This is a genomic window from Microbacterium soli, from assembly GCF_039539005.1.
Lineage (GTDB): Bacteria > Actinomycetota > Actinomycetes > Actinomycetales > Microbacteriaceae > Microbacterium > Microbacterium soli.
In genome coordinates, this window is sequence record NZ_BAABCP010000001.1 from 75,408 (window position 1) to 89,647 (window position 14,240).

The 14,240-nt window shown below is 69.2% G+C and carries 17 protein-coding genes, 1 tRNA gene and 1 other RNA gene; 10 read left to right on the forward strand and 9 right to left on the reverse strand.

Annotated elements, in window-relative coordinates; genetic code table 11:
* Window positions 1–77 precede the first annotated feature (77 nt).
* A complete protein-coding gene (locus ABD770_RS00385; protein WP_344817508.1) occupies window positions 78–356 on the forward strand; it encodes a hypothetical protein in 279 nt (92 codons plus the stop codon).
* A gap of 26 nt (window positions 357–382) precedes the next feature.
* Here the strand turns inward: ABD770_RS00385 and ABD770_RS00390 are convergent, their stop codons facing one another.
* The 3 genes from ABD770_RS00390 to ABD770_RS00400 are packed head-to-tail and all read right to left on the reverse strand — an operon-like array spanning window position 383 to window position 2,989.
* Complete coding sequence (locus ABD770_RS00390; RefSeq protein WP_344817509.1) at window positions 383–1,561, reverse strand: acetyl-CoA C-acetyltransferase; 1,179 nt, start codon at window positions 1,559–1,561, stop codon at window positions 383–385.
* Window positions 1,558–2,211: a CoA transferase subunit B gene (locus tag ABD770_RS00395; RefSeq protein WP_344817510.1), complete on the reverse strand. Its 654-nt coding sequence runs from the start codon at window positions 2,209–2,211 to the stop codon at window positions 1,558–1,560. Before ABD770_RS00395 ends, ABD770_RS00390 begins: the two co-directional genes overlap by 4 nt.
* Before the next feature lies 1 nt (window position 2,212).
* On the reverse strand, window positions 2,213–2,989 hold the full coding sequence (locus ABD770_RS00400; RefSeq protein WP_344817511.1) for a CoA transferase subunit A: 777 nt from the start codon (window positions 2,987–2,989) through the stop codon (window positions 2,213–2,215).
* Between the two features lie 103 nt (window positions 2,990–3,092).
* Between ABD770_RS00400 and ABD770_RS00405 the strand changes: the two genes are divergently transcribed.
* The 4 genes from ABD770_RS00405 (at window position 3,093) to ABD770_RS00420 (ending at window position 6,146) form a co-directional block, all read left to right on the forward strand.
* The gene (locus tag ABD770_RS00405) at window positions 3,093–3,887 is read left to right on the forward strand and encodes an IclR family transcriptional regulator (protein WP_344817512.1); all 795 of its coding nucleotides are present in this window, start codon (window positions 3,093–3,095) and stop codon (window positions 3,885–3,887) included.
* Window positions 3,888–3,977: 90 nt separating this feature from the next.
* Window positions 3,978–4,415 (forward strand): MarR family winged helix-turn-helix transcriptional regulator, encoded by a 438-nt coding sequence (locus tag ABD770_RS00410; protein ID WP_344817513.1) that lies wholly within the window; start codon window positions 3,978–3,980, stop codon window positions 4,413–4,415.
* Window positions 4,412–5,638 (forward strand): MFS transporter, encoded by a 1,227-nt coding sequence (locus ABD770_RS00415; protein WP_344817514.1) that lies wholly within the window; start codon window positions 4,412–4,414, stop codon window positions 5,636–5,638. Before ABD770_RS00410 ends, ABD770_RS00415 begins: the two co-directional genes overlap by 4 nt.
* A gap of 25 nt (window positions 5,639–5,663) precedes the next feature.
* Entirely contained in the window at window positions 5,664–6,146 is a 483-nt protein-coding gene (locus ABD770_RS00420; RefSeq protein ID WP_344817515.1) for a YbaK/EbsC family protein, read from the forward strand.
* An 18-nt stretch (window positions 6,147–6,164) separates the two neighbouring features.
* On the opposite strand, the gene ABD770_RS00425 is transcribed toward ABD770_RS00420, so the two are convergent.
* Both ABD770_RS00425 and ABD770_RS00430 read right to left on the reverse strand, forming a co-directional pair.
* Window positions 6,165–6,650, reverse strand: coding sequence for a hypothetical protein (locus ABD770_RS00425; protein ID WP_344817516.1), 486 nt, complete (start codon window positions 6,648–6,650; stop codon window positions 6,165–6,167).
* Window positions 6,651–6,913: 263 nt separating this feature from the next.
* Window positions 6,914–6,985 (reverse strand) — tRNA-Lys (locus tag ABD770_RS00430).
* Window positions 6,986–7,135: 150 nt separating this feature from the next.
* On the opposite strand from ABD770_RS00430, the gene ABD770_RS00435 reads away from it, so the two are divergent.
* On the forward strand, window positions 7,136–7,945 hold the full coding sequence (locus ABD770_RS00435; protein WP_344817517.1) for an inositol monophosphatase family protein: 810 nt from the start codon (window positions 7,136–7,138) through the stop codon (window positions 7,943–7,945).
* A gap of 29 nt (window positions 7,946–7,974) precedes the next feature.
* Complete coding sequence (locus ABD770_RS00440) at window positions 7,975–8,547, forward strand: hypothetical protein (RefSeq protein ID WP_344817518.1); 573 nt, start codon at window positions 7,975–7,977, stop codon at window positions 8,545–8,547.
* A gap of 48 nt (window positions 8,548–8,595) precedes the next feature.
* On the opposite strand, the gene ABD770_RS00445 is transcribed toward ABD770_RS00440, so the two are convergent.
* Entirely contained in the window at window positions 8,596–8,823 is a 228-nt protein-coding gene (locus ABD770_RS00445) for a hypothetical protein (RefSeq protein ID WP_344817519.1), read from the reverse strand.
* A 91-nt stretch (window positions 8,824–8,914) separates the two neighbouring features.
* On the opposite strand from ABD770_RS00445, the gene ABD770_RS00450 reads away from it, so the two are divergent.
* Window positions 8,915–9,517, forward strand: a complete 603-nt coding sequence (locus ABD770_RS00450; RefSeq protein ID WP_344817520.1) for a TetR/AcrR family transcriptional regulator — start codon at window positions 8,915–8,917, stop codon at window positions 9,515–9,517.
* Window positions 9,518–9,740: 223 nt separating this feature from the next.
* On the opposite strand, the gene ABD770_RS00455 is transcribed toward ABD770_RS00450, so the two are convergent.
* Together ABD770_RS00455 and ssrA are read right to left on the reverse strand one after the other, a co-directional pair.
* Window positions 9,741–10,592, reverse strand: coding sequence for a M23 family metallopeptidase (locus ABD770_RS00455; protein ID WP_344817521.1), 852 nt, complete (start codon window positions 10,590–10,592; stop codon window positions 9,741–9,743).
* A 203-nt stretch (window positions 10,593–10,795) separates the two neighbouring features.
* Window positions 10,796–11,165, reverse strand: a transfer-messenger RNA (tmRNA) gene (gene ssrA / locus ABD770_RS00460).
* A gap of 157 nt (window positions 11,166–11,322) precedes the next feature.
* Between ssrA and ABD770_RS00465 the strand changes: the two genes are divergently transcribed.
* The gene (locus ABD770_RS00465) at window positions 11,323–11,973 is read left to right on the forward strand and encodes an SIMPL domain-containing protein (RefSeq protein WP_344817522.1); all 651 of its coding nucleotides are present in this window, start codon (window positions 11,323–11,325) and stop codon (window positions 11,971–11,973) included.
* Between the two features lie 29 nt (window positions 11,974–12,002).
* Here the strand turns inward: ABD770_RS00465 and hflX are convergent, their stop codons facing one another.
* Complete coding sequence (hflX, locus tag ABD770_RS00470) at window positions 12,003–13,511, reverse strand: GTPase HflX (protein ID WP_344817523.1); 1,509 nt, start codon at window positions 13,509–13,511, stop codon at window positions 12,003–12,005.
* A 73-nt stretch (window positions 13,512–13,584) separates the two neighbouring features.
* Between hflX and ABD770_RS00475 the strand changes: the two genes are divergently transcribed.
* Window positions 13,585–14,229, forward strand: a complete 645-nt coding sequence (locus ABD770_RS00475) for a class I SAM-dependent methyltransferase (RefSeq protein ID WP_344817524.1) — start codon at window positions 13,585–13,587, stop codon at window positions 14,227–14,229.
* Window positions 14,230–14,240: the final 11 nt, after the last annotated feature.

The window sequence follows — 14,240 nt, forward strand, 5'->3', positions numbered from 1 at the left end:
CGACGGCCGGTAGATACACAGCTGGAACTGTCAACGAGCCTACCCGAACCGGGCGTGCCCTCGACTAACGTGAAGGCATGCGGTATCTCTTCGGCACGGGACTCATCGGCGCGATCACGGCCGGACTGTCGCTGCTGCGCGGCTCCCGCGAGGCGCCCATCACGTGGCGCGCCGTGCTGGCCTGGATCAGCTGGGGCATCACGCTCGCACTGGCCATCGGCGCGGCGAGGGACATGCGCCGCGCCGAGCGGGGTCTCACCGTCGCGATCGACTCGCCGCTCGCGCCGAAGCAGCACAAGCGCGCGAAGAAGCAGCTCAAGGCCATCGAGAAGGCCGCCAAGGCGACCAGGCGCTGACGACCGCCTCCACCGGCCGCGCCCCGTCAGCGGGTGAGGATGAGCGCCTCGCCCTGGCCGCCGCCGCCGCACAGCGCCGCGACGGCCGTGCCCGAACCGCGCCTGCTCAGCTCGTGCGCGAGGTGCACGACGAGTCGGGTGCCGCTGGCACCGATCGGATGCCCGATGGCGATCCCCCCGCCGTGCACGTTGACGATGTCGCTGGACAGGCCCAGCTGCTGCTGCGAGCGGGCGACGACCGCGCCGAAGGCCTCGTTGATCTCCACGAGATCGAGGTCGGCGGCCGTGATCCCCTGCTTCCGCAGGGCGCGCTCGATCGCGCGCACGGGCTGCTCCTGCAACGAGTTGTCCGGCCCCGCGGTCTGCCCGTTCGCGCCGACCGCCGCGAGCACGGGCCATCCGCGGTCCTCCGCGTTCTCCCGCGTCGTGACGACCACGGCGGCCGCACCGTCGGAGATCTGCGAGGAGTTCCCCGCGGTGATGGTGCCGCCCTCGGCGAAGGCCGGGCGCAGGCCCGCGAGGGTCTCGACGGTGGTCTGCGGGCGGATGCCCTCGTCCTTGGTGAGCACGAGCGGGTCGCCCTTGCGCTGCGGCACCGTGACCGGGACGATCTCGGAATCGAAGACGCCTTCGGCCTGACCGGCGGCGGCGCGCTGGTGCGACAGCGCGGCGACCTCGTCCTGCAGCGCGCGGGTCATGCCGTAGCGGGGGTTCTGCCGCTCGGTGGAGGCGCCCATGCTCTCCTTGTCGTACGCGTCCGTCAGGCCGTCGTACGCCATGTGGTCGAGCACCTCGATGCTGCCGTACGCCCAGCCGTCACGGGAGCCCATCAGCAGATGCGGGGCACGGGTCATCGACTCCATGCCGCCGGCGACGACGGTGGTGGCGTCCCCCGTGCGGATCATGCGAGCCGCGTCGATCACAGCGGTCAGGCCGGACAGGCACACCTTGTTCACGGAGCTCGCAGGGACGTCCCAGCCGATGCCGGCGCCGATCGACGCCTGCCGGGCGGCGTTCTGACCGGAGCCGGCGGCGAGGACCTGGCCCATGACCACCGCGTCGATGCTCTCGGGACCGATGCCCGCCTGCTCGAGTGCGCCGCGGATGGCGAACGACCCCAGCTGCGGGGCGGTGAACGGGGCCAGCTGCCCCTTAAGCCGCCCCTGCGGGGTGCGGGCGGCGGCGACGATGACGATGTCGCTCATGAGTTCTCCTTCAGGTTCTCCGAGACGGTCAGGGCGGGCTCGGTCGCGTCGATGACGTCCTGCACGCTCACGCCCGGCGCCGTCTCCACGAGGAGCAGCCCGTCGGGCGTGACGTCGATGACGGCGAGGTCTGTGATGATGCGGTCGACCACTGCCCTGCCGGTCAGCGGCAGCGAGCACTTGTCGACGATCTTGGCGGATCCGTCCTTGGCGACGTGCTCCATGAGGATGATGACCCGTCCGGCACCGTGCACGAGGTCCATGGCACCGCCGGGTCCCTTGACCATCTTCCCGGGGATCATCCAGTTGGCGAGGTCGCCGTGCGCGGACACCTGCATGGCGCCGAGGACGGCGGCGTCGATCTTCCCGCCGCGGATCATGCCGAAGCTCGTGGCGGAGTCGAAGAAGGCCGAGCCCGGCAGCAGGGTGACGGTCTCCTTGCCCGCATTGATGAGGTCGGGGTCGACGTGCTCCTCGGTGGGGTAGGGGCCGACGCCGAGGATGCCGTTCTCGGACTGCAGCACGACCGTCACGCCATCGGGCACGTGATTGGGGACGAGGGTCGGCAGTCCGATGCCGAGGTTGACGTACGAGCCGTCGGCGAGTTCCTGGGCGGCGCGCGCCGCCATCTGGTCGCGGGTGAGCGCCATGTCAGGCTCCTTCCACAGTGCGGACGGTGCGTCGTTCGATGCGCTTCTCGATGCCCGCGCCGACCTCGACGATGCGGTGCACGAACACGCCTGGCAGATGGATGCCGTCGGGGTCGAGATCACCGGGCTCGACGAGCTGCTCGACCTGGGCGATGCAGATGCGGCCGGCCATCGCGGCGAGCGGGTTGAAGTTGCGCGCGGCCTTGTTGAACACGAGGTTGCCGTGCCTGTCGCCCTTCAGGGCGTGCACGAGGGCGAAGTCGGTGGTGATGGACTCCTCCAGCACGAATTCGCGCTGGACGCCGTGCACGTCGAAAATGCGGGTCTCCTTGACGGGCGAGGCGACGGCGACCGTCCCGTCGGGGCTGTAGCGCCGGGGCAGACCGCCCTCGGCGACCTGCGTGCCGACACCGGTCTGCGTGTAGAACGCGGCGATGCCGGAACCGCCCGCCCGCAGCTTCTCCGCGAGGGTTCCCTGCGGCGTCAGTTCGAGCTCGAGGTCTCCTTCGAGGAACTGGCGCTCGAACTCCTTGTTCTCCCCGACGTATGACGAGGTCATCTTCCGGATCCGCCGCGCACCCAGCAGGACTCCCAGACCCCAGTCGTCGACCCCGCAGTTGTTGCTGACCACGCTGAGGTCCGTGGTGCCCTGCGCGAGCAGCGCCTCGATGAGAGCCATGGGGTTGCCGGAGAGCCCGAACCCGCCGACGGCGAGCGATGCCCCGTCGGGGATGTCGCCGACGGCCTCCGACGCCGTCGCGAACTGCTTGTCGATCACTGTGCACTCCTTCGTGACTGTCCGTCTCCAGCATCCGCCCGCCCGATCGGAGCGGCAAGCCGATGCTTGCGATGTGGTCACGAACCCGGATAGCGTCCATATTATGGAATCGGCGGCATCGAGCAGGAGAACCGTCCCCGGCGCGCAGGCGATCGCCCGCGCCTCCGCTCTGCTGCGCCTCGTGTCCGCATCGGCCGACGGCGGATCCCTGCAGCAGCTGGCGAAGGACGCCGGTCTCAGCCGCTCCACCGCGCACCGACTGCTGACCGCGCTGAAGCTGGAGGGACTCGTCGACCAGGATCCCGCCACGTCGCGCTGGACGACAGGCCCTGAGCTGTATCTCATGGGAACGGCGGCCGCATCCCGCTACGACATCACCGAGCTCTCGCGAGACATCGTGCGCTCCCTGGCGGTGAAGACCGAGGAGAGCGCGTTCCTGTCCACCCGCCGTGCGGACGAGACGGTGTGCCTCATCCGGGAGGAGGGTTCCTTCCCGATCCGCTCCTTCGTGCTCAGCGAGGGCATCCGCTTCCCCCTGGGCGTCGCCAGTGCCGGCATCGCCATCCTGTCCTTCCTTCCTGACCACGATGTGGATGCATACCTCTCGCGCCATCCCGAGCTCGAGGAGCGCTGGGGCCCTGCCCACGGGCCCGGGCCGATGCGCCGTCGTCTGCAGGAGACCAAAGCACGCGGCTACGCCCTCAACCCCGGGCTCATCGTGGAGGGGTCCTGGGGCATCGGCGCCGCCGTGTTCGACCGCGAGGGCAGGGCGGAGTGGGCGCTGAGTCTGACCGGGGCGGAGTTCCGTTTCGGCCCGGACCGCCTCCCCCAGCTGGGTCGCACGCTGCTCGCCCATGCTCATCAACTGTCGTCCCGCATCGCGAGCGTCAGGCGCTGACCCCGTCGCCGCGGTGCGGCGGGGGCCGTGCCGCGTCGCCGCCCCGTGGCGTCGGATGGGCTACATATCTTTCGGTATATACTCAATGGTATGAATGCAGCTGATGCGATCTCCTCGATCGTGCTGTCCGCGCACACCCTCGCGCGCATCGCCGCCCGAGACGCCGGCAATGAGGCGCCCTCCGCGCAGTGGCGCGCCCTGAGCATGCTCGAGCAGCACGGCGGAATGCGCCTGGGGGAACTCGCTCGGGCGACCCGCACCACGCAGCCGGGCATGACACGACTCGTCGGCGCTCTGGAGCAGTCCGGTCTGGTGACGCGCTCATCGGATCCCGCGGACACCAGGGTGACTCTCGTCGAGGCCAGCCCCGAAGGGCGAGCGCAGCTGCAGGCATGGCGCACGCAGCTGCGCGACACTCTCGCACCGCGGTTCGCCGACCTCGACGAGGAGGATTGGTCCGCGCTGCAGCGCGCGGCGCTCATCCTCCGCGAGCACACGCAGGAGCACGGCGAAGGGACGACGAAGTGAGCGGAACACCGCAGGGATCCGTCTGGCGCCAGCCCCCGCAGGTCTGGGCGGTCGCGTTCGCGTGCGTCGTGGCGTTCATGGGCATCGGCCTGGTCGATCCCATCCTCCCGGCGATCGCCGATTCCCTTCAGGCGAGTCCCGTCGAGACCGAGCTGCTGTTCACGAGCTATCTGCTGGTGACCGGGCTGGCGATGCTGGTGACCAGCTGGATCTCCAGCCGCATCGGCGCCAAGCGCACGCTCCTGCTGGGCCTCGGCCTCATCGTCGTGTTCGCCCTGCTGTGCGCGGTCAGCGGAAGCGTCGACGCCGTGATCGGGTTCCGTGCAGGATGGGGCCTGGGTAACGCGCTGTTCATCTCCACCGCGCTGGCCACGATCGTCGGCGCCGCCGTGGGACGCAGCGGCGCGGCGATCGTCCTCTATGAGGCGGCACTGGGGCTCGGGATCGCGATCGGACCACTGCTGGGCGGTCTGCTCGGCGAGGTGAGCTGGCGCGGACCGTTCTTCGGCGTCGTCGTGCTCATGGCCATCGGCTTCCTCGCCGTGCTCATCCTGGTGCGCGACGAGGGCGGTGCGCGCGAGCCCATGCCGCTGTCCGCGCCCATCCGGGCGCTGCGTCGCCCGGCACTGGCCCTCCTGGCCGTCGCCGCTCTGTTCTACAACATCGGCTTCTTCGTGCTGCTGGCCTTCTCACCGTTCCCGCTTGGCTTCGGCGCGATGGGGATCGGACTGACCTTCTTCGGCTGGGGCGCGGCGCTGGCGATCACAAGCGTCTGGGCAGCCCCCGCGCTCATGCGCAGGATGTCGAGGATCGCCGTCATCCTCATCACGCTCCCCCTGCTGGCGGTCGATCTGCTCGCGGCGGGTCTGACGGTCGCGAACCCTGCTGGGCTGGTGACGTGCATCGTGATCGGCGGACTGCTTCTGGGCGTGATGAACACCGTGCTCACCGAGGCGGTCATGGAGTCCACCGACCTGCCGCGCGCTGTCGCATCATCCGCGTACTCGGCGGTGCGCTTCCTGGGCGGGGCCGTGGCTCCTCCTGCTGCGGCCGCCCTCGCCCATGCGTTCGGCGACACGGTGCCGTACCTGTTCGCCGCGACGTCGGTGCTCATCGCCGTGCTGACCGTCGCCGCCGGTCACCGCGCCCTCGCAGGTGCCGATGAGACGGGCGGCGACGTACCGGACGACGGCGAGGCTATCCTCATAGGCGACGCAGCCTGAGCGTCCCGGACTGAGGAGGCGCCGCATGACCGAACCCGACCAGCTGCCCGCGCGCAGCAGGATCGTGCAGGAACGACTTCGGGCATCCGGGATCCCCGGCCGCATCGTCGTGCTGCCCGCTGCCGCCCGCACCGCCGCGCTGGCGGCAGCGGCGATCGGATGCCCGGTGGGCGCCATCGCGAACAGCCTCGTCCTGCTGGCGGATGAGGAGCCCATCCTCGTCATGGCCAGCGGCGCGCATCACGTCGACCTCGACCTGCTGGCAGGCCGGATCGGCGCGCAGACGGTGGTCATGGCGCCGCCCGCCACCGTGCGCTCCGCGACGGGCCAGGTCATCGGCGGGGTCGCTCCGACCGGGCACCCGGCACCGCTGCGCACCTACCTGGATGCCCGGCTGCGCGAGCATGATGAGATCTGGACAGCGGGTGGAACGCCGGAGACGGTCATGCCCCTGAGCTTCGCCCAGCTGGAGGCGCTCACCTCCGGCGAGACGATCCCCGTCGCCTGATCTCGCTTCCGGCAGCGGTCACTCGACCATGAGGTCGTCGATCTCGAGGTCCTCATCGAGCAGGCAGTAGATGATGAGGTCGGGGTACTCCTCCGGCGCGATGTACAGCAGAGTCATGCCGCCGTCGCCGAAGACCACGACGCCGTCCAGGGTGATGTCGTCCCTGAGCGCGGCGAGTTCCTCGGCCCGCTCCTCATCGTCCTCATCCTCCGTGCTCGCCTCGATCAGCTCCTCGACCACCTCGCGGTCCCTGGCGTCGAGGATGTCCTCGGTCAGGCGCGCCAGTGCGTGCTGCACGGTCTCCTGCATGGCGTCCAGGTCCGGAAGGTCCTCGCGCGCGACGTCGTCGAAGTCCTCGAGATCATCGTCGTCGTCATCCTCGTCGTCGCGTTCGAAGTCCTCGTCGAACGCGTACTCCACGGTGACTCGGCGACCGCCGGGCAGGACGGCATCGGCGGTGAGTGCGCCGTCCTCATCGGTGTCGATGTCTTCGAGCTCGATCATGACAACCTCCTTGGACGACATGATGTCACCGCGTCACGCCGGGCGGAAGAGCGGCCGTCGCATGCGCTCGCCGGCATGAAGAGGACCCACGCCGACGTCGTGCACATCGATTCGCGCGACGAGTTCGACAACCCGCCGACCATCGGCACGTGCACCTGGTCGACTCCGTGGAGGAGTCCGCGGATCCCCTGCGCGGCGGTGCGGCCGGGGGCTGAGCAGAAGAAAGGCCCCGGATGCTGGCGAGAGCCGCCGGGGCCTGTCCGTGCGCCCCCTGGGACTCGAACCCAGAACCCATTGATTAAGAGTCAATTGCTCTGCCATTGAGCTAGAGGCGCATGCCGGGAGATTTCCCGGCCGAGGAACTACATTACCAGCGCGCGGGAACCGCACAAAATCCCCCTCGCATCTCGGGCGCGTTGCACATCGTTTCACGACCGATATACAGGAGGCCGTTCCCGCCGACACCCCCGGTCTATCCTGTTGAGGTGACCGCCCCTCTGCCCGGCACGGTTCTCCGCGCCGACCTCGAACTCGCCCTGCGTCTGGCGGATGCCGCCGACGCGCAGACCCTGCCGCGATTCGATGCCCCCGATCTCGAGGTGTCCCTCAAAGCCGACCGGTCGCATGTCACTGACGCCGATCTGGCGACGGAGCGAGCCATCCGCGGCATCCTCCACGCCGAGCGGCCGCAGGACGGCATCCTCGGCGAGGAGTACGGCTCCGAGGGCGACACGAGCAGGCAGTGGATCATCGACCCCATCGACGGGACGGCGAACTTCCTGCGCGGCGTGCCGCTGTGGGGCACCATGATCGCGCTGGCCGTGAACGGCGTCCCCCAGGTCGGGGTGGTCAGCATGCCCGCGCTCCGCCGTCGCTGGTGGGCGTCGTCGGGCGGCGGTGCCTGGACCACCACGAGCGGCGAAGACCGCCGGCTGGCGGTGTCGGATGTGGCGTCCCTCGACGACGCCAGCGTCAGCTTCCAGAGCATCGAGCAGTGGACGGATGCCGGGCGCCTGCCGGAGCTGCTCGCACTGGCCCAGCGGGTGTGGCGTGATCGTGCCTACGGCGACGTCTTCAGCTACATGCTGCTGGCCGAGGGCCGCATCGACATGGTGGCGGAGTTCGACGTCAAGCCCTACGACATCGCCGCGGCGGTCCCGATCGTCCGAGAGGCCGGTGGACGCATGACGGCGTTCGACGGCACGGACACCCTGTCCGCGCTGTCCGCCCTGGCCACCAACGGCATCCTCCACGAGCCCTTCCTCGCCCTGTTCCGCGACGTGACGCACCCCTGAGCACCACGCACTCCTCCCCCACGGATCACATGAAAACCCGACTCCCCCTCGCTCTCGGCATCCTGCTGACCGCGCTCTGCCTCGCCGCCTGCGGATCCCCCGCCGCGCCCGGCACGACAGCGCCCACCACGAAGACGCCCGATGTGCCGAAGGAGACGGCCACCTCCGAGCCCGTGCAGCAGACCAGTCCCCCGCCCACGATCCCGACGCCGACGTGCGAGACGATCATCTCGGAGGGTACCGTCCGCGCCCTCCAGGAGCAGGGCTGGACATACGAGCAACGGGAGTTCCGAATCGGCGACGTCCCCGTCGAATCGGGCCTGGAATGCATGTGGGCGGACTACACCACGGCATCCGATCACGGCCAGATGTACGCGTGGGGACTTCTGAGTTCCGAGCAGTCGCGCACGGCGCAGGCGGGCCTGCAGACCGACGGATGGCTGCGCTCGTCAGAGGACGGCAGGACGTACTTCACGGAGGATCCCGCCTACGCGATCGCAGTCGATGACGAAGGCTACGGGATGACGTACGAGTTCGGCGACGGCTGGGTGAAGTTCGCCGACACGAAGCAGGGTCTGCTGCTCATCGAGTGGGGTGACTGACCCACACTGGAACATGGGAGGCGCCGCCTGTCCGGCGGCACCGCACGATCACTTGTCGTCGCGCTGATTCCAGTTGTCGCTGCGCTTCGTGGCGGAGCCGCGCTGACGCATGGCGTACGCGAGGGCGATGCTGACGACGAGGAGGCCCGCGGTGAAGACGACGCCCTGAGCGGTCGGAAGGCTCCAGGAGATCCCGAACAGATAGAACCCGCCCACGAACAGGGCGATGAACACGATGAAGTCGACCACGCCGATTTCCTTCCGATTCTCGGACAACCACTCCAGTTTAGTGCTCTCGGCGCCCTCATCGGCGACCACGTGTCCCGGCGGGGTCACGCTAGATTGAAGTCATGCTGAGGATGTCATCGTGACCGCCGGTGCGCGTCCGGCGAGGCGTGGACGCCCCGGTCATGCCCGCGAGGATGTCATCCGCGCGGGCGTCGAGCTGTTCAACGAGCAGGGGTACGATGCCACGTCGGTGTCGGATCTGACGGGCCGCCTGGGCCTGACCAAGTCGGCGCTGTACCATCACGTGGATTCGAAGGAGCAGATCCTCCAGATCGCATTGGAGGATGCGCTGGGCGGGTTGGAGCAGGCGCTGGCGGATGCTCTGCAGCAGCCGAGCGCCGCAGAGCGGCTCCAGACGATCATCCGCGGCGCCGTGCGCGTGCTCACCGATCGGCAGCCGCAGGTGACCCTGCTGCTCCGCCTGCGGGGCAACAGTGAGATCGAGACGGCGGCCCTGGCGAGAAGACGCCGCTTCGACCGCACGGTCACCGCGCTGATGCGCGAGGCGCAGTCCGAGGGGCTCGTCCGCTCCGACCTGGACGCCGGTGTCGCGACGCGCCTGATCTTCGGCATGATCAATTCGGTCGTCGAGTGGTACCGACCCGACGGTCCCGTGGATCCGGATCTGCTGCGCGAGGAGATCCTGCGGGTGGCACTGGGTGGGCTCGCCGCACGCACCTGAGCACTGCTGCTGCCCGTTGTCGAGGCGAGAGGATGGGAGAACACGGGGATGCCCGAGATGCTCGCATCCGCCGTGCTGTCCGCCGACCGCAGGTACCGCTTCCGGCTCTCACGGGTCGCTGCGTGCGACGGATCCCGCCGTTCTGCGGCGCACGGACGATCCCGTCGGGCCCGACGACGACAGCCACCTCTCCGCCGTATGTCCCGCCCGGTGACCTCGCACCTCAGCCGAGGAATCGGAAGGCGTCCGCGTCGAAGAGTGTGACCTTCATGGACCCGGCGTTCGTGTCGGCGGCTCGTACCCGCGCATAGACGGCATACCCGACCCCGACGGCGCGTTTGAAGTCACGGGACGCCTGCAGCAGGCCGTCGCGGTCGATGGACATGCGCTCCGTGTAGTGCATGGAATGCGGCCCGTCGGTGCGGGTGTCGTCCCAGGCCAGGACGACCTCCAGGACGTCCCGAGGGATGCCCTCCGCATACACGTGCACGGTGATGGAGTAGATCCCGGTCAGGTGCACGAGGTTCGTCGCCCTGGACGTCCTCGCCCCCTCCGTCGTGTTCAGCCAGAAAGCGTCGCCGGGAGCGAGCACCCGGCCCGCTCCCCGCGCGTTCGGGTCCTCATGATGGTGATGGATCACTTCCTTCTCCTCGCTCGGCTGACCGGTCGATGCAACGGAGCCGGCGGGTTGCGCCTGCCCGACGACACGGCTCTTGTCGAAGACCTCCCACACGGCAGCGGGTGTCGCACGCCCGATCACCTCGACGTGCACGTGCGGGCCGGTGACCCGGGTACCGCTCTGACCGACCCATCCGATCACATCGCCCTCCCGCACCCGCTGCCCCGCTCTCACCGGCGGCGGCCGGTCCTGGTGGGCGTACCCGACCGTCGCTCCCATGTCGTAGCGGATCACCGTCCACTGACCGCCCGCAAGGTTCCTCGTCAGGCGCAGCACCGTGCCGGGACCGGATGCGAGGATCGGCTTGCCGAGCCATGCAGAACCGCGCAGGAAGTCGATGCCGGTGTGGCCCACGTAGGTGTACGGGTCCGGCCCCGGCGCCGGCAGCTTGGGCATGGGTCCTCCGTCGGGCGAATGCGGGAGCTTCCCAGCAGAGTAGCCGGAATGCCGTCCTCACGAAGGGAGGATCGATCGTCTGGTGCCCGAGGCGCGACGCGCCGCACGCATGAGAAGGCCCCTGCATCGCTCACAGAAGTGAACGATGCAGGGGCCTCCCACAGCGACAGCGGCTGGTGTTCCGGATCGCTTCGCTCACCAGTCTGTGGAGCTGGGGGGAATCGAACCCCCGTCCGACGCTGCTAACCCACGTCTTCTCCGGGCGCAGTCTGTGAAAGCGTTCTGCTCGGCTCCGACCTTTGTCACAGACACCCAAGTCGACGAGCCCAGTCTGGGAAGAGTCCCACGCGGCGTCCAGACGCCACCGCGCAGCAAGACCCCTAGATGACGCCAGGGTCCGTAGCGGGATCACCTACGGTCTGACGGACTATCGGGCTCGCTTATGCAGCGAGGGCGAAGTCGTTGCGCTTTGCATCGGCAACTATTGTTTTGCAGGGATCGTTCACGAGATGACCCTGCCTCCTCGGCCCGCTTCTCGTCGGTACACAGGCGCCGTCGAAACCGATCAGCCCCGTGGCCCCTCTCGCGAAGGAACCGCTGTCGCACTGTGGAATTACCAATCGGATGCTGTCGCACCCGAGCATCACAGACTACAACGAATCCGCCGGGTCCGCCATTCCGCTCGCACGGATCTCGTGCCGCCGGGGGTCCGTGACGTACAGTCGCAGTCATGAGCGACGTGATCATCACCGTCCGCGGCGAGCACGAGCTGCGCGTCGCCCCCGAGCGCGCCACCGTCCACCTCGCTGTGAGCGGCGACGGCGCGGTCCAGGACGAGGTCGTCGCGGCCGTCCTCGCCGCTGCCGCACCGGTGCGGGAGGGCCTCGAGGAACGGCAGCGCGCCGGGACCGTCGACGAGTGGACCAGCCGACGCCTCGGCGTGCATTCCGAGCGCCCGTGGAGCAGCGAGGGGAGGCAGCTCGCGCCGGTGCATCGCGCGACGGTCGAGTTCACCGCGACGTTCTCCGACATCCCGGAGATGTCGCTGTGGGTCTCCGGCGTGTCCGCGGAGGATTCCGTGAGCATCGGCGAAGTGCGCTGGCATCTGACCCCGCAGACGGAGGCTGCGCTCGAGCGCGAAGCGGCGACGCTGGCCGTGGGCGCGGCCGTCACGCGCGCCCGTGCCTATGCGGAGGCGCTCGGCCTCGATGATGTCACGCCGCTGGAGATCACCGATCGTGGACTGATCTCGACCGGTGCCCCCGCGCAGCCGAAGGCCGTCATGATGCGCGCCGCGATGGACTCGGGCCCCGTGATGCGGTTCCAGGCCGATGAGATCACCGTCTCGGCGACCGTGGAGGGTCGATTCCGCGCACACTGAGTGGTGCCGGTGTACGCGCCGGCCGTGAGTCAGTCCACCGCGTAGGGGCCGAGTTCGGCCGCGAGCCGCTCCGACACGTGCGCGTGCACGCGCGTGCCCGTCTCCTCGTGCACGGCGGAGAGCAGCACGCCCGTCTCGTGGACGGCGGAGATCAGTTCGCCGCGGTCGTACGGCACCAGGGCGTGGACCTCCACGGCCGGCATCGGCAGCATCCGCTCGATGGCGTCGCGCAACTCGTCGATCCCCTCACCGGTGCGGGACGACACGAAGTACGCACCGGGCGCCAGCCCGCGCAGCACCAGCCGTGCGTCATCGCCGACGAGATCCGCCTTGTTGAACACGACGATCTCGGGGATGCTCCGTGCACCGACGTCGCCCATCACATCGCGGACGGTCTGCAGCTGCGCGGAGGGGTCGGGATGCGAACCGTCCACGACGTGGACGATGACATCGGCCTGGCCGACCTCCTCGAGAGTGGATCGGAACGCCTCGACGAGCTGGTGGGGCAGATTGCGCACGAAGCCGACCGTGTCGGTGAGCGTGTAGACCCGGCCGTCATGCGTCTCGGAGCGTCGCACGGTGGCATCCAACGTGGCGAACAGCGCGTTCTCCACCAGCACCCCGGCGCTGGTGAGGGCGTTGAGCAGGCTCGACTTGCCCGCGTTGGTGTATCCGGCGATCGCGACGGAGGGGATCGTGTTGCGCTTGCGCTCGGCGCGCTTCGCATCCCGAGCGGGAGCGAACTCGCGGATCTGCCTGCGCAGCTGCGCCATGCGGGTGCGGATGCGGCGACGGTCGAGCTCGATCTTCGTCTCGCCGGGGCCGCGCGAGCCCATGCCCGCCCCCGCCGCGCCCACCTGTCCACCGGCCTGACGGCTCATGGACTCGCCCCAGCCGCGCAGCCTCGGCAGCAGGTACTCGAGCTGGGCGAGCTCGACCTGGGCCTTGCCCTCGCGGCTCTTGGCATGCTGGCTGAAGATGTCGAGGATGACGGTGGTGCGGTCGATGACCTTGACCTTGACGACGTCCTCCAGCGCACGGCGCTGGCTGGGTGCCAGCTCCGTGTCGGCGATGACGGTGTCGGCGCCGACGACCGCGACGATGTCCTTCAGCTCCTGCGCCTTGCCCCGACCGAGGTATGTCGCCGGATCAGGATGCGGCCGCCGCTGCAGCACGCCGTCCAGCACGACCGCACCGGCGGTCTCGGCGAGTGCGGCGAGCTCGCGCAACGAGTTCTCCGCATCCTCCTGCGCCCCCTGGGGGTACACGCCCACCAGCACGACGTTCTCCAGGCGCAGCTGCCGGTATTCGACCTCTGTGACGTCCTCCAGCTCGGTGGAGAGTCCGCTGACGCGGCGCAGCGCATGCCGGTCCTCGAGATCCCACTGCTCGCCGTCGCCGACACCGTGCGCGACGGTGTCCTCGTCCTGGAGGGCCTGCGCGGCACCGAACACCTTCGCCTCGGTGCGCGGCTGCGCATGCGCGAGGACGCGATCCAGGGCATCCGCCGTGGTGTCCTCGTCGTCGGTCTTCGTCATCCGGTCCTTTCCTCTGGCTGCTCTGCGCGCAGGGCGCCTTAACCTTAGCCCCGCCGTCCGGTACGCTCACTGCATGCCGTCCGACCACTACTTCAGCGCGGCGCCGGCGAGTGCGGAGAACCTCCGCACCATCCGTGTCACCCTCGCGGGGCGGGAACTGGAGGTCACCACGGCCAGTGGCGTCTTCAGTCCCGACCGTCTCGATGCCGGAACGGCCGTCCTGCTCGCGAACATGCCCCCCCTGCCGCCGGGCGGGGACTTCCTCGACCTGGGCTGCGGATGGGGCCCCATCACGATCGCCATGGCCATGGCCTCCCCGCATGCGACGGTGTGGGCCGTGGACGTCAACGAGCGCTCACTGGATCTGACCCGTCGGAACGCGCACGACCTGGGCCTCGCCAATGTGAACGCCGTCACACCGGACGATGTTCCCGGCGACATCGTGTTCCGCACGATCCGCTGCAACCCACCGATCCGTGTGGGGAAAAACCGACTGCACGGCATGCTCGAGCACTGGATCCCCCGGCTCGACGAGCACAGCGACGCCTGGATGGTCGTGCAGCGCAATCTCGGGTCCGACTCGCTGCAGCGTTGGATGGCGGCGACGTTCACGCCCGGATACAGCGTGCGCCGCGCCGCGACCGGGAAGGGTTATCGCGTGCTCAAGGTGCGTCGGCACGGCACTCCGCCGACGGCTCCGATCAGCCTCGACGCCTGAGCGCCTCTCGC

Excerpts from the sequence above, each read along its gene's own strand:
- ABD770_RS00385 (WP_344817508.1), top strand. The coding sequence starts at position 78 with ATGCGGTATCTCTTCGGCACGGGACTCATCGGCGCGATCACGGCCGGA.
- ABD770_RS00390 (WP_344817509.1), bottom strand. The coding sequence starts at position 1,561 with ATGAGCGACATCGTCATCGTCGCCGCCGCCCGCACCCCGCAGGGGCGG.
- ABD770_RS00395 (WP_344817510.1), bottom strand. The coding sequence starts at position 2,211 with ATGGCGCTCACCCGCGACCAGATGGCGGCGCGCGCCGCCCAGGAACTC.
- ABD770_RS00405 (WP_344817512.1), top strand. The coding sequence starts at position 3,093 with ATGGAATCGGCGGCATCGAGCAGGAGAACCGTCCCCGGCGCGCAGGCG.
- ABD770_RS00410 (WP_344817513.1), top strand. The coding sequence starts at position 3,978 with ATGAATGCAGCTGATGCGATCTCCTCGATCGTGCTGTCCGCGCACACC.
- ABD770_RS00420 (WP_344817515.1), top strand. The coding sequence starts at position 5,664 with ATGACCGAACCCGACCAGCTGCCCGCGCGCAGCAGGATCGTGCAGGAA.
- ABD770_RS00425 (WP_344817516.1), bottom strand. The coding sequence starts at position 6,650 with ATGATCGAGCTCGAAGACATCGACACCGATGAGGACGGCGCACTCACC.
- ABD770_RS00440 (WP_344817518.1), top strand. The coding sequence starts at position 7,975 with ATGAAAACCCGACTCCCCCTCGCTCTCGGCATCCTGCTGACCGCGCTC.
- ABD770_RS00455 (WP_344817521.1), bottom strand. The coding sequence starts at position 10,592 with ATGCCCAAGCTGCCGGCGCCGGGGCCGGACCCGTACACCTACGTGGGC.
- ABD770_RS00465 (WP_344817522.1), top strand. The coding sequence starts at position 11,323 with ATGAGCGACGTGATCATCACCGTCCGCGGCGAGCACGAGCTGCGCGTC.
- hflX (WP_344817523.1), bottom strand. The coding sequence starts at position 13,511 with ATGACGAAGACCGACGACGAGGACACCACGGCGGATGCCCTGGATCGC.
- ABD770_RS00475 (WP_344817524.1), top strand. The coding sequence starts at position 13,585 with ATGCCGTCCGACCACTACTTCAGCGCGGCGCCGGCGAGTGCGGAGAAC.